This window comes from Streptomyces muensis, assembly GCF_021474425.1.
Lineage (GTDB): Bacteria > Actinomycetota > Actinomycetes > Streptomycetales > Streptomycetaceae > Streptomyces > Streptomyces muensis.
On record NZ_JAKEIP010000024.1, the window covers coordinates 1 to 14,005 of the forward strand.

Annotated in this window: 8 protein-coding genes and 2 pseudogenes; 6 read left to right on the forward strand and 4 right to left on the reverse strand. The window is 64.6% G+C overall.

Translation table 11 applies throughout. From position 1 onward, the window contains the following. Positions 1-182: pseudogene (locus L0P92_RS09505) on the forward strand (hypothetical protein); the annotation flags it as partial. A gap of 351 nt (positions 183-533) precedes the next feature. After that, positions 534-2,363, forward strand: a complete 1,830-nt coding sequence (locus L0P92_RS09510) for a condensation domain-containing protein (RefSeq protein ID WP_234762087.1) — start codon at positions 534-536, stop codon at positions 2,361-2,363. Positions 2,364-2,416: 53 nt separating this feature from the next. On the opposite strand, the gene L0P92_RS09515 is transcribed toward L0P92_RS09510, so the two are convergent. The 3 genes from L0P92_RS09515 to L0P92_RS09525 all read right to left on the reverse strand — a co-directional run bounded on the left by L0P92_RS09515 (position 2,417) and on the right by L0P92_RS09525 (position 3,743). Then, entirely contained in the window at positions 2,417-2,671 is a 255-nt protein-coding gene (locus L0P92_RS09515) for a phosphopantetheine-binding protein (RefSeq protein ID WP_234762088.1), read from the reverse strand. 38 nt (positions 2,672-2,709) lie between these two features. Continuing rightward, positions 2,710-3,372: a class I SAM-dependent methyltransferase gene (locus L0P92_RS09520; protein WP_234762089.1), complete on the reverse strand. Its 663-nt coding sequence runs from the start codon at positions 3,370-3,372 to the stop codon at positions 2,710-2,712. 95 nt (positions 3,373-3,467) lie between these two features. After that, positions 3,468-3,743: a phosphopantetheine-binding protein gene (locus tag L0P92_RS09525; protein ID WP_234762090.1), complete on the reverse strand. Its 276-nt coding sequence runs from the start codon at positions 3,741-3,743 to the stop codon at positions 3,468-3,470. 284 nt (positions 3,744-4,027) lie between these two features. Here L0P92_RS09525 and L0P92_RS09530 point away from each other — a divergent pair, with 284 nt between their 5' ends. The 4 genes and pseudogenes from L0P92_RS09530 (at position 4,028) to L0P92_RS09545 (ending at position 12,922) form a co-directional block, all read left to right on the forward strand. Next, positions 4,028-6,499, forward strand: coding sequence for a type I polyketide synthase (locus L0P92_RS09530; protein WP_234762091.1), 2,472 nt, complete (start codon positions 4,028-4,030; stop codon positions 6,497-6,499). Continuing rightward, positions 6,499-10,836 (forward strand): non-ribosomal peptide synthetase, encoded by a 4,338-nt coding sequence (locus L0P92_RS09535; protein ID WP_234762092.1) that lies wholly within the window; start codon positions 6,499-6,501, stop codon positions 10,834-10,836. Before L0P92_RS09530 ends, L0P92_RS09535 begins: the two co-directional genes overlap by 1 nt. A gap of 78 nt (positions 10,837-10,914) precedes the next feature. Continuing rightward, positions 10,915-11,695 (forward strand): annotated as a pseudogene (locus L0P92_RS45655) (transposase); the annotation flags it as partial. A gap of 513 nt (positions 11,696-12,208) precedes the next feature. Further along, positions 12,209-12,922, forward strand: a complete 714-nt coding sequence (locus tag L0P92_RS09545) for an LmbU family transcriptional regulator (protein WP_234762093.1) — start codon at positions 12,209-12,211, stop codon at positions 12,920-12,922. Positions 12,923-13,068: 146 nt separating this feature from the next. Here L0P92_RS09545 and L0P92_RS09550 read toward each other — a convergent pair whose 3' ends face one another. Then, entirely contained in the window at positions 13,069-13,800 is a 732-nt protein-coding gene (locus L0P92_RS09550; protein ID WP_234762094.1) for a class I SAM-dependent methyltransferase, read from the reverse strand. Positions 13,801-14,005 lie beyond the last annotated feature (205 nt).

The following is a 14,005-nucleotide window of genomic DNA, read 5'->3' on the forward strand; positions in this document are numbered from 1 at the left end:
CCCACGAGCACAAGCCGACGCCCCCTCCGGCCAAGACGCCCCCCGGTGAGGAGCACCCCCACATGCCCGAGACCGGCGTCGGGATGGAGAGCGTCGTCGGAGGCATCGCCGCCAGTGGGGCGCTGCTGGTCGCGGGAACCGTCCTGTACCGGCGAAGCCGAGCGGCTCGCGCCGGTAAGTAGGAGAAGGTGAGGGTGCCGGGCTGCGGACAGTCCGGCACCCTCGTGCTGTCCCCGCCTGGAGCGGATCTGTGGATGGCGCAACGGTGTGAGTGGAGAGCCGGACACGGCTGGCGGCATTCCGGAACGCTGGAGCGGTCCACTCCGGCATCTAAGCGCTTCGACGTCGATCGTTGATTGAGGCCTTGGCGGCATGGAGTTCCACCTTGACAGGCCTGAATTTCCGGTGTGAATCTTGCACCGATTCGCTGTCGAAGCGCTTGCGCGGTAGGGGGAGCGGGACCGTTGGACGGTGGGAAGACGACGGCTCGCAGGGGCCCGCTCGGCGGTGCCCAGGAGTTCGAATGGTGGAAGATGCAGGACACCCGCCTGCGCGCGGGGTCGAACGCCCTCCTCTGGTTGACGCCCGAGTGCCCCCTCGATCTCGGCCAGGCCCGCCGAGTTGTCGAACTTCTGGTCCATCGCCATGAGGCCTTGCGTACGCTGATCGTCCGAGGCCCCGACGGCCTGCCCGAGCAGCGGACCGATGCACCCATGCCGGACGGGCTCCATGTCCTGGACGAAGCGGCCGACGGCCGTAGAAGCCTCGAACTCGCCATCGCTGAGACCGAGTTCGACCTGGCCCACGAGGGCCCGCTCAGAGTCGGGGCGCTGCGCGCGGGGGAGTCGGTGACCGAACTCCTCTTTGTGATCTCTCACTGTGTCTTCGACGGGCACAGTATCCCGCTGCTCCAGGCGGAGTTCGCGCTAGCCGTCCGCGAGGTCGCACTTGGCGCGGAGCCGGCAGCGCCCCGTCCTCGGCACCAGCCGCTCGACTCCGCCTTCGCCGAACAGAGCGGACCGCTCGCGCAGCATCGAGCCGCCTCGGCTGCCCATTGGGCGAGGGCTGTTCGTGAGATCCCGAACCGTATGTTCGTCCCGGCCCAGGACGACCTGATGCACCACTACGGGGCGACGTACCGCACGGACCGTCTGGCACCGCTACTCGCACTCGCCGCGAGGCGCCATCGGACCACGCCGGCCGTCGTCCACGCCGCCACCGTGCACGCGCTGCTCGCCGCGCTCTCCGCTGCCCCGCACAGTGTCGTGCGTAATCACTTCGCCGGCCGGACGGATGCCGAGGCGGAGACCATCGGCTGCTTTCACTGCATCCTGCCCGTGGTCGTGGAGACCTCCGACCGGCCCGATTTCGGCGCGCTCATCGAACGGGTGGCCATGCAGACGCTGCGCGCTCAGAGCCGTTACCGGATCGGATATCTGGCCCTTCGGCAGCTCATCTCGGCGGAAGAGCGTCGACGAGGGGTTGCCATCGCCGACGGCACCATAGTCAATTTCTCCTTCGATGAAGGTTTCGCCTCTCTGCAGCACAGCTCCGAGGAGGAGTTGCTGGCGGCGGCCGACGGCGTCGGTGAACTCGAACTGCTGATGGGCCGTAACGAAACCATGCCCGATCACCGAGGGCTGGACTCATATCTCATGACCCGGATCACCGATGGCGTCACGGTGACCTCGGCCACTTTCAACGGCGCGGTCTTCACCGCTCCGCAGATGCGGGCCTTGCTGATAGGCCCGGAGCAGCTGCTCGCCGCCCACCTGCAAGGAGATCTCGACTGGGACGGGATCTGCAGGATCGCCCAGAGCGGAGACCCCTACGCGCCGGCGCCGCCCGCCGTCACGGTGGTGGGGGTCGATCGGGTGCTGCTCGAACGGGTCGACGAGGCGCTCGCCTCGCACCCCGCGGTGCGCGCCTCCTCCACCACCGTGACCCCCGGCACCGATGGCACGGTGGGTCTCGAGTGCCGGGTGATCCCCGAACCCGGGACCGGAGAGCCATTCACCGACGCCGAGTTGAGGGAGCACCTGCTCTGTCAGGTGCGGGCCGGGGCGGTGACGGCGGCCCCTCAGCGCTTCGTGATCGAGGGCCAGGCGAAAGAGGGAGCCGGCCGGACCGGCCCGGCCGAGCCGTCGGTCCTCGCCCTGGTCGCCGCGGTCCTGGAAGTCAACGGGATGGCCACGGTCGATGAGGGCGAGAGTTACGCGGAGAGCGGCGGCCCGCTCGGTGCCGTCCCCGCGATCATCGATCACCTCGCCGAACAGGGCTACACCGGCCTCGGGCCGCACGACTTCACCCTGCCGATGTCCTTGCGCAGTCTGGGCCGACGGCTGCACCGCCATCAGGAGTGACTGGAAGCTCGAGGGAAGCGGACATCACTCACTCGTCAGGAAGAGGGGCCATGTCAGGAGTGGAGGTCACGGTACCTGCACGTGCATTCCTCGATGATCGCGGGCAAGGCGCGTTTGCGGAACAGCAGTTCCAGAGGGAAGTCGATCTCCAGGCGCGATTCCACACGGGTCATGAATTCGACTGCGGACAGCGAGGTGCCACCAAGCGCGAAGAAGTTTCCCTCGTTGTCGGCGGCCTGCGCTCCGAGTGCCGCGTACCACGCCTCCTCAATGGTGCCGCGGATGTCACTGTCGGTTTCAGTCACCATGTCTCCCTGCCGGCCGGTTCCGCCCCTGCGCCGCCTGCCTACCTGACACGGCCCAGAGCCCAGACACGGTCGGCGGGGCCTTCGATGCGGTCGGCCAGGATGCCGTCCCGGTAGATCTCCTCCTGCTTGATGTCCCCGGTCTCCAGCACCTCGGTCCAGGCGCGGGTGGGGCCCGTCCCCCAAGGCACCCAGGGGGTGAGGTCGTCCACGACGATGAGGCTTCCGGGGCGGCACAGGACACGGCAGTAGTCGATGTCGGACTTGACGGCGGCGTACTCGTGTCCGCCGTCGACGAAGGCAAGGTCGAACAGGGACTCACCGTGCTCCGCGATGTATTTCGGCAAGGCGGTGCGGGAGTCTTCCACGATCAGCTGATGCCGACCGGGGAACCGCTGGTCGATGAATTCCTTTCCGATCAATGCCGCCTTGTTCTCCGGCAGATCGAAGGACACCACCTGAACGTTGTCCGAGGCGGACAGGAACGCGTGGCTGGAGAAGCCGACATTGAATCCGATCTCGATGACGGTGCGCACCTCGGACCTTTGGACCAGCTCCATGAGATATGTCAGCTGTGGCACGCTCGAGGACAGCTCGGAGATCGATATGTCGCTGGCAAGCACGTGATCCCAGAGTTCCTTCGTGAAAGTGCGGATCGTGTCGGGCAGGCCAACTGAGTGACGTTCTTCCATGTCGGTCTCCAAATCATGGGGGAACATGCATGAGTGCATACGATTAGCGAAGGAATTTATTGAGGCACCATGGAACGTGCCCTTGCGAACACTGTCAATACTCCGCCTCAGGCCTGACCGGCTCCTGTGGCCGCCTGCCCGCCCTGCCTGCCCAGGGCTTCGCTGAGGTCTCTGAGTACTGGATTCCTGAAAACAACGCGGACGTCAGCGCCTGTCCCGAGTTCCTCGCTCAAGGTGCGCGCGAGCCGGATGGCGGTGATGGAGTTGCCGCCTGCGTCGAAGAAGTCGTCATCGAGGTTGATGTTGGCGTTGCCGGTCAGGGTACGCGCGCTGTCGACCACCAATGCGTCCATGGAGTTGCGGAACTCGTTGTCGTTCGTCATGTTGCTCGACGCCTTTCTGCGCGGTTCATCGTCCATCACCCTGATGAGTACGCCATGGCTCCCCCTGAATCAATCTGCGACCTCGGCGAGGTGATGGCGGCAAAGCCGTCAAAATGGGGCGCGGGGTGTGGCTATCGCGACCCGCGCTCCTTGTCGGGATAATCGTTGCGTTTGTCTCGCCGGCTAGACAAGCTCGCTCGCAGGCCGGACGGACAGTGGTCCTTGTCCTTGTCGTCCTTGCCCGTATGGCCGATCTGGTCGATGCTATGTGAGGTGGCTGTTTAATGTCTGATCGTGTTGCCGTGGTCGGGATGTCGATTCGCGCGGCCAAGGTGCAGAGCGCGGCGGACTTTTGGCGTCTTCTGATCACAGGGCGTTCTGGACGGCGTGAAATCGATCCCACGGAATTGATGCGGCGACGGGTGCCGAGTCACAAATATAAAGATCCAGCCTACGTGCCCGTCGCGTATGACATGGAAGATTGCCTCGGGTTCGATCCTCAAGCATTCGGATTCGGTCCATCTGAGGCAGAACTGACCGACCCACAGCATCGCGCAGTGCTGGAAGCGTGTTACCGGGCAGTAGAGAGCTCAGGATGTTTCATCGGTTCACTGCCTGATCGCGTCGGGGTCTTCGTCGGGTCACGGAAGAGTGGCTACGGTACACAGATCGAATACCTCTCAGCCGCAGCCGGCAGAGATGTGAATCTCGCCGAGCTTGCCATAGGGACCGATCCCGACTACCTGTCCAGCAGAATTTCCTATACCTACGGTCTCACCGGTCCATCGATGACCGTCCTGACCGCCTGTTCGTCCTCGAGCGTGGCCGTGCATCTTGCCTGCCAGGCAATCCTTGCGGGTGAGTGCGACTCGGCGTTGGCGGGCGGTGTCGCTTTGGACGCAACGGACGCGGGCTATACGTTCACCGCAGGCGGCATCTACTCGCCACGAGGTCGGTGCGAGCCATACATGGCCTCGGCCGACGGCACCGTGGAGGGCAATGGCGTCGCTGTCCTCTTCCTGCGACGGTTGGACGTGGCGTTGGCCGCGGGCAACCCGATCCTCGGCGTCATCGCCGGTACCGCGGTGAACAATGACGGCCGAGAGCGGGCAGGCTTCACGGCACCAGGGGTTGCCGGCCAGTCCGAATTGATCGAAGAGGCCCTCGACGTCGCCGAGTTGAGGGCCTCCAGTATCGGTCTGCTCGAAGGGCACGGATCAGGCACGAGCATCGGGGACGCACTGGAGATCGATGCCGCGATTCAGGCCTTTCGATCCACTGGAGCCGGTACCGACGAATGTCGGCTCCACTCCGTCAAGGCGAACATCGGGAATCTGACCGCGGCAGCTGGTGCGGCAAGCATCATCGGCTGTCTACTGGCCCTGCGGCATGGACAGATTCCTCCCAATGCTTCCCTGGTGGAAGGAGCTCCGCCAACCGATCTGGGAGGCACACCGTTCAAGCTGGCAGACACGCCGATCGCCTGGCAGCGTTCGGACCAGGGCCGGTATGCAGCGGTCAGTTCGTTCGGGTTGGGCGGAACGAATGCGCATGTGATCATCGGCGATGCCGAGCGGGAGTTGCGGCTTGCCTCGCGCAAGGGGCGGTACTGGCAATTGCTTCCGCTGTCCGCGGACGACCCGGAACGCCTTTCCGGAACCGTCGACGCTGTGCGTGTGGTAGTGGACGAAAGCTCGACCGAGGTTCGTCAGGACATCGGCCACACACTGCGCACCGGTCGCCCGGAGCTCCCCACACGCGCAGCTGCGCTGATCCCGGTCGACGCCGGGTCGGCCGACGGGAAGTGGCTGGCGCCGGAGCAGTTCCATACGGTTCCCGAAGTGCCGCCGACACTCGTCTTCTTGCTCCCCGGCGAAACGGTCAGAGCGCCGGACGTGGCGCTCGCTCTCTATCGGGCAGAGCCGGCCTTCCGGTCGACCGTGGACGACGGCCTCGAAGTCATGAAGCAGGTGCTGGCTCCTGAGATGTTCGCGGCTGTGCGCGACGCGTTCCTGCACGGCAGGTATCCGACCGCGACGAATGCGCTTCAGCCGGTGCTGCACCTGCTCGGCCTCGGACAGCACGCATTCCTCAGCGATCTGGAAATCAGCCCGGACTTGCTCATCGGCCACGGCGTCGGTGAGCTGACCGCCGCCCAGCTGAGTGGCGTCCTCTCGTTCGAGGACGCAGCGCGGGCGGTGTGCTGGCGCAGCCAGGCCATGGCCGACCCTTCGGAACACGCCGAAGCCGTTGTCCGCTTCACCCGTCGAATGCGCGACGTACGGCTGAACTCTCCTACCACGCCGACGCTTTCATGCGTTTCGGGGGCATGGCTGACCAGCGAGGAGGCGCGTGATCCAGGGTACTGGGGAGCGCAACTGGGTGAGCCTGGCCCCTTTGACGAGGTCCTGCGCTCTGTGGTGTCCGAGCACCCCACGGCTGTGTACCTGCAGCTGAACAGCGGGACGAATCTGCTTCAGGGTGCCCAGCGTTGGGGAGTGCCCGAGGATGCGGCCGTGGCCTTGGCATCCGATGGAGAAGCCTCGGACAGTTGGTGTTCGCTGCTCCAGGCTGTCGGAAGCCTCTGGGAACAGGGTGTGCGGATCAACTGGCAGTCCTATGCCGAGCGCGATCACGCACTCCGGGTCGACATCGCGCCACGGACCTTCGGGCGGATCCCGCACTTGCACCCTTCACTGCTGGAGCACTGCCCCGGGATCGACCCGGCGGAACTTTCCGGAAAGCGGGTCAGCTGATGACGTTCCAGGTAAGTGCCAACCCGGCTTCTCTGTCACAGCAGCGAATTTGGTTTACTGAACAGTTGCTGCCTGGAACCTCCAGGAACAACCTGTGTGTGCAGTTCGTCGTGCATGGAGAGCTGGATGTGCCGACTCTCCAGCGCGCGGTCAACGGCGTTGTCGAACGGCACGAGGTCCTGAGAACCAGGTTCGGGATCCTGGGTGATGCCCTCGTTCAGGATGTGCTGGACGAGGCCCGAGTCACGGTGCAAAGGCTCGACGCCGCCGATGAAGAATCCGTCTTCGCCAAAGCGGCGGAACTTGCCCGAGAGCCATTCGATCTGAGCGACGCGCCTTTGGTGCGTGCAGGCCTGGTGCAGGGCGGCAGTGGCACCAGAATCCTGGTGTTCGTGCTTCACCACGTTGTGGCTGACGTCCGGTCTCTGGACATCTTTCTGCGCGAGGTCATGGAGCTCTACCGAAAGGACAGGGCAGACGGCGGCCCGGACCTCCTTGATCTGCCGCCGACACGCTACGTCGACTTCGCGACACGACAGCGTGAGTGGGTGAGTACGCCGCAGGCCATCGAACGACGGGCAGCACAGATAAGCGAGCTTTCGGGATTCCCCGCTGTGGTCGACCTTCCGGCCGACCGCCCTCGGCCGGCCGTGCAGACGTTTTCAGTGGCGTCTTCGCACTGGCGCACCCCGTCATCTCTGATACGCAAGCTCGAGAAGGTGACGCGAGAGCACCGAGCAACCCTCCAGACGCTGGTTCTGGCTTCGTTCTCGGCAGTTCTGAGTCTCTGGTCGAGGCAGTCACGGCTACTGGTGGCGACCCCGCTGGCCAACCGCTCGTCGCTTGAAGCAGAACGGCTGGTTGGCCCCTTCGAGAACACCCTCGTGATCCCGACCGACATGACTGGAGACCCATCCTTCGCCGCGTACCTCGAGCGCGTACGTGACGCGCACCGGAGGGGCGCGTCGGAGAACGTCCCATTCGAGGAGATCATCGACGGTATTGCGCCCGAGCGCAGCCTGTCCTACAACCCGCTGGTGCAGGTGATGGCGGCATTCGAGGAAGCCTCCGTGCCGTACACGGAACTTCCCGAGGCCGAACTGGAACTGATCGACCATCAGACGGGAACCTCGCAGTTCGACCTGGTACTCAAAGTCACCCCGCTCGAAGGCGGCCTGGACTGCCGGCTTCAGTATTCGACCGACCTCTTCGACCAGGACACAGCGGAGCGGTTCAGCAGGCATCTGCGGCGGCTGTGGGAGGTTGTCGCCGCCACACCGGATGCCAGTGTTGGGAGCATCGACCTGGCGGACGCGGAGGAGCGTGCGGTGCTCTCCACACTGGGCACGGGCCCCGCGCGCCCAGTCGATCCCCGCGCGCTCCCTGTCAGGCTGTCTGAGACCGCGCTCGGTCGACCAGACGCCGTTGCGGTGAAGGCATCGGACGGTAACTACACATACGCGCAGCTCATCGAGCGAGCAGAGGCGATCGGTGCGGCGCTGACGGCCCGTGGGCTGCGGCCGGGCGATCTGGTCGGCGTAGCTCTTCCGCGCGGTCGCGACCTGCCGGCAGGTCTGCTCGGCGTCTGGGCCGCAGGAGGCTCGTACGTACCACTTGACCCTGCGTACCCCAGAGCCCGTCTGGAGCACATGACGCAGGACGCGGGCATCAAGGTCCTGCTGAGCACTTGTGACCTCACGGACCGCATCCCTGTGCCCGCAGATACTGAAGTGCTGTTGTTGGACGAACCTGCTCTGCCGCTCCCAGCCGAGAAGCCGACCCCCGTGACATGCGGCGACCACGTGGCCTACGTGATTTACACCTCCGGCTCGACCGGGGCCCCCAAGGGAGTGATGGTCAACCATAAAAGCCTGGGGAACCTGCTGGACGACTTCATGTCCGAGTCCGGGTTCGGTACGCACGATCGGATGCTTGCCCTGACATCCTTGTCCTTCGACATCGCGGGTCTGGAACTCTGGCTCCCGCTGCTGGCCGGAGGAACACTGGTGATCGGGCCGTCAGGTGTCGGTGGCGACCCGGAGCGGCTGCACAAACTTCTCTCCGACGAGAAGATCACGGTGGTGCAGGCCACTCCAGCGACCTGGAAGCTCTACGCCGCGTCCCGCCGCGTCGCGCCGCCCTCGCTACGGCAGATATGGAGTGGTGGCGAGCACTTGCCGCACTCGCTCGCCCGGGCGCTGACCGCGATGGGGCCTGAAGTGCACAACCTTTATGGACCGACGGAGACCACCATATGGTCGACGCGTGCAGTGCTGCGGCGGCAGGACAGCGTTACCGGAATCGGGCGGCCCATTTCCAACACTCGCCTGTTCGTCGTCAATGCCGACGGCCTGCAGACCCCCATGGGGATACCTGGAGAGTTGTGCATCGGCGGTGCGGGGCTGGCGCTGGGCTACCTGGGCCGCCCCGATCTGACCGCACAGCGGTTTGTCGATATCGAAGGGCTGCCCGTCTACCGCACCGGAGACCTCGTCAGGTGGCGGTCCGACGGGAATCTCGAGTATCTCGGGCGTCTCGACGACCAGGTGAAGATCCGTGGGCACCGAGTGGAACCAGGGGAGGTCGATGCCGTGGCCCGCGCCTGCCCCGGCGTCCGGGACGCAACCACGCTGGCCGTGACGACCTCCGCAGGAGAGGAGCAGCTGGTCACCTTCGTGACCCCGGGGAAGGGCGCGGATCAGGCCGATCACACCACAGAAGGCTGGCGCGCCATCTGGGAGAATGCCTACGCCGAAGGCGAACCCGCCGAAGAAGACGACCTCAATCTGAAGGGCTGGCAGAGCAGCTATTCCAAACAGCCGCTGCCAGAGACGGAGATGCGGGACTGGGTGACGCAGACCGTTGACAAAATCGCCGCAACGGGCGCTCGCACCTTCGCGGAGATCGGCTGCGGCACCGGGTTGCTGCTGCTGCGCTTGGCTCCCGCGGCCGACCGCTATCTGGGTATCGACTTCTCCGCAGAAGCCATTGGTCATGTGAAGAGCGCGGTCGCCCGGCGAGGGATCACCGGCCAGGTGCGGCTGGCCACGGCAGCTGCCCTGGAGATCGGGGACATCGCCGACGGAGAGCTCTTCGAGTGCGTAGTGATCAACTCCGTTGCCCAGTATTTTCCTGGCCGGGACTATCTCACGGAGGTCTTGACCGAAGCGAGCAAGATCGTTGCTCCTGGCGGACATATTTACGTCGGTGACCTGCGGAGCCTAAAGCTCGCAGAGGCGTTCCATATTGGTGTGCTGGCAATGGATGACCGGCTGGGAGCCGAGGAGTTGCGCGCCCTCGCTGCACGGCACGCACTGGAGGAAGATGAACTCCTCATCGATCCCGGGTACTTCGCAGAGCTTCAAGACGCGCTTCCCGCGGTGACCGGGATCCAGGTATCGCTCAAGACCCCCGGACACGACAACGAGATGACGCGCTTCCGCTACGACGTCCTGCTGAAGATCGGTGGGGAGGTACCGGATCTGCCGCAGCCCTGTGAGTACCTCGACTGGGAGGATGTCTGCGACCTTGAGGGCCTGGACGGACTGCTCGCCGCGTCGAGTTCCGCCGCGGTCGTCGTCGACGGCATTCCGAATGCCCGCGTCGCACGCTTCGCCCAGCTCGTGTCGGGTGATGAGATGCCCCCCTTCATGTGTTCGCCGGAGGAGCTTGACGAAGTGGCCGCTCGCCATGGCTGGGACACTCGGCACGCCTGGTCCGCTCGCCTCCCGGAGCAAGGACGCATTCGGACGAGCTTCACTCACCGCAGCCGGTGGAGCGGGCACTTCCTTCACGAGCGGCCGACGGTCGACGGGCCGACGAGCAATGACCCTGGGCAGGGAGCTCGGCTACAGGTGCTGAAACACAGCGTGCGAGCCTTCCTGCGGCAGAGTCTGCCCGAATACATGGTGCCGAACCGCGTGCTGACCTTGCCGGCCCTTCCTCTGACCCCGAACGGCAAGACCGACCGGAAGGCCCTCAAGGCCATCGCTCGACAGCAGGTTTCCAGCACGGACCACGTCCGTCCAAGTGGACCTGTTCAGAATCTTCTGCACGAGATCTGGTGCGAAGTACTGAACGTGTCTCGAGTCAGCGCTGTGGAGAACATCTTCGACGCCGGCACCACATCCCTGCTTGTGGTGCGGATACGCCAGGAACTACGTGATCGGCATGGCATCGACATCCCACTGACTTCCTTCTTCACCTATCCGACGATCTCGTCACTCGCCCAAACTCTCGACCCGGAAATGGAACGTCACCACTCCGACGGGCGGCCTGCAAGACCTCGTGCGCAAAATGCCACCGCCGCCCGTCGTCGGCAGCGCCGCCGGCAGTGAGAGCCGAGGATTCCAGCTGAGAGTGCGATGCGGTACGTGAGGTGGCGTCCGATTCGCTGTCGCGGGTGCCCGCACCCCGGGGCGGTGCTGCTGGTCGAGACAATCCGCAAGTCCGGTCCGGATGCGGCGATGTCGACGGCACTTGAACCGTGGCGGATGGCCTGGGTGGTGCACGATCCGGGCAAGGTCCCGCTGGATGTGGCGCTCGCCGTCGCGCCGGCGGGGACTGCCCGGCCGATGTGTCCCGGCTGCGCTCCGCACCGCCCGCGCCGAAGTGCGCGAAAACGTCTGGCGGTTGTTCGGTGCTGCGGCACCAGACGCAGGCGGGTGAGTGATCGTGGACATCGACAGCGTCCTCGTCCTGGCGCACTCCTCCGAGAAGCAGGACGCCGCCGCGACCTGGAAGAAGCTCTTCGGACGCAACCCTGATGGGGTTCGTCGACCACGGACGCGGCGGAGCCGGTGAGCCGTTCGCGGGCCTGCTCCGGTCGTGAGCGCGGGCTCCAACACCGCCGCGGACCACATCGAGGCACCAAACTGGCCTGGCCCGGCTGCCGAAACGGCTCGGGCGGGGGCGTCGGACGCCGATCCTGATCCGCACCGATTCCGGCGGCTGCACCTGCGACTTCGTCGGTTGGCTCGCCCCGTGCGGAAGGTGCCTGTCGTACTCGGTCGGGATGACCATCACCGACCCCACCCACCAGGCCTGCGGCTGATCGTGCGCAAGGAACAGCCGTACCTCGGCGCCCAGTTGCGCTTCACCGACACCGACGGCCTACGGCTGACCTGCTTGGCTACCACCACGACCGGTGAGGACCGCATCCGCACCGCCCGCGCCACCGGCCTGCGCGTCAGCCCCCGTCGCTACCTCCGCCTCACCAGGCACCGGCCCTGAACCGACGCGACCACCGGAGCCGTGGACCCCAGCGCCCACCCGACGCGACAACCAGGCGCTCAACCTGCCCAGACTCGGAAAGCTCCGACCAATCACCCACCAACCAAGGGTCCGTCAGCAAGCTGACGACCCCCTTGCAAGATCGAGGTTAAGCGCTTCGACAACTGACCGAGAGTCGAGGCTCGCATCGTTCAACTCACCTAGTGATACTGGGTAGTTCGCACTGAAATGTTCCCTTGACAAGCCTGAATCTCGGTGTGAATCTTGCTCCGATTCACCATTCAAGCGCTTGCGCGCCAAGGAGAGCGAGGCTGTTGGAGGGCTGGTGATCGACGGCTCGCTGCGGCCTGCTCGGTGGCGCTCAGGGGTTCGATTGGCGGAAGGTGCGGGGCGCCTGCCTGTACGCGAGGTCGAACGCCCTGGCCCGGATGACACCCGAAGATCGGACGATGTACGGAGCGAGCCCAGGGAGTAGCAATGCGTAAAACCGTCAGCTTGGCAGGCCAGACCGCGCGACATAGGGCAGCAGGAGCCGCGCGGCAGCTGCGAGGCTCAGGTGTTCAGCTGCACAAGTCCGGCCTGCTGTTCACGGCCAAGCAGAGCTTCAGTACCTGGGAAGAGCTCGGTACCGAACTGTTCTCTCTTGCCGACTCCTCGACCTGGTGGATCGCCGATTGGCTGGTTTATGGAGAGTCCTTATTCCATGACCGCTACGAGGAAGCCATCAAGCGAACGTCGCTCAGTTACCAGACTCTGCGCAACTACAGCTGGGTGGCACGCGCGTTTCCGTTGTCCCGCAGGCATCAAGGTCTGAGCTTCAGCCACCACCTCGAAGTTGTGGCACTGGAGGAACCGGAGCAGGACTACTGGCTGCGGAAGGCGAAGGAACTGGGCTGGAGCAGAAACAAGCTGCGCCGGGAAGTCCGCAGCAGTCTGCTCATGCGGCAGAGCGAGCTGACGCAGTCAGGCGCCGAGTGCAATGAGGAGTCAAGTGGCGTCGCCCGCACAGCAGCCGGCTCCACGTCGACGCTGCTCCTGCGTGACACCACCTCCACGGCCGAAGCTCGCTCGCTGATACTTCAGTTCTCAGCCGATGAACTGGCAGGTATGGGTAGGGCCGCCAGGAGGGACAGTGAGTCGGTCGAGGCCTGGGTGGCGAAGATCGTACGGCGCGCCATCGACGGTTCGTGAATGAGTCAAGGGCGCAGAGCCGAGTACATCACGCCGGCATGGGCGGGGTACTTGAAGACGTTGCTGGTGAACTCGGCGCGATCTGCGTCGAGTTCATCGACTGAATGACGTTCCCTGTCTCGCGTCCCGCGGATCGACGTACCTTTTCAAGATGCCGAGCCAGATTCAGCTGTATGTGCGCCATCGACGTGGACCGTGAAAAGGCGCGCATCGAAATAGTGGTCTTCTGGTGACTGCACCACGGGGCCGAAGGGCACCCACGGCGCTCGCCCTTCGACGACGGGAACGAGAGCCCGCCCCACCAGGCAGATGACGGCCGCTCGCGGTACGCGCCTAATGGAGCGCTCGATATTTTCCAGTACCTGTTCTGCCACGGTCGAGCTAAAGGGCTCATAGAAGTAGAACACGCCCGCATCGTCGGGGATCTCAAATTCTTCCGCGCTCTGGTGGCGTATGTCGATATCGTTGCACCTCTTTGAGGCGGAGGCGTACTGCATCACATTTCGTGTGGCAATGTTGCAGAGATGCCCGGAAAGCTCGACCCCGATGATTCTCTTGAATGGAAATTCGGAAGCCACCAGAAGCACGCGGCCCTTACCGGAACCAAAATCGATGAACGTCACCTCCTCGTGGTTGACGGGAACCTGCGATATCACCGCCCTGAGGATCCCGGTGGGCGATGGGGAGTATCGATAGTTGTTGAGCAAGTCGAAGTTGTCGGCCTCGCCGGCGTCCCAGCTTTCGAAGGGGGTGCTTGTTTCGACTCCGAAGGAAACGTCGAATTTGTCGATCTGGTCGATCTCGGCGACCTTGGCGTCGAATGCCTCCTGGACTTTCAGGTAATCGAGGAAGTTCCGCCGCTTGTTCTTGTCAGTCACTACACTCTCCCGGCAAGTCTAGGGAATTCCACCTGAGGCATGTCCGATTGTTTCGCGGCGGATCAGGCGAAGGAAGGCATCTGGCTATAACGGCCAGGGGGCGGATTCATCGCTTGTCTCGCCGGCGGGACAAGCTCTACGTCCCGCTCCACGCATGATTGGGTCAGCCGCGGCTTCATGTAGCCCCCGCAGCCCGTTCACGCTT

Bases quoted from the DNA above. Each gene is read 5' to 3' on its own strand.
- L0P92_RS09510 (WP_234762087.1), top strand. From the start codon at position 534: ATGCAGGACACCCGCCTGCGCGCGGGGTCGAACGCCCTCCTCTGGTTG.
- L0P92_RS09515 (WP_234762088.1), bottom strand. From the start codon at position 2,671: ATGGTGACTGAAACCGACAGTGACATCCGCGGCACCATTGAGGAGGCG.
- L0P92_RS09525 (WP_234762090.1), bottom strand. From the start codon at position 3,743: ATGACGAACGACAACGAGTTCCGCAACTCCATGGACGCATTGGTGGTC.
- L0P92_RS09530 (WP_234762091.1), top strand. From the start codon at position 4,028: ATGTCTGATCGTGTTGCCGTGGTCGGGATGTCGATTCGCGCGGCCAAG.
- L0P92_RS09535 (WP_234762092.1), top strand. From the start codon at position 6,499: ATGACGTTCCAGGTAAGTGCCAACCCGGCTTCTCTGTCACAGCAGCGA.
- L0P92_RS09545 (WP_234762093.1), top strand. From the start codon at position 12,209: ATGCGTAAAACCGTCAGCTTGGCAGGCCAGACCGCGCGACATAGGGCA.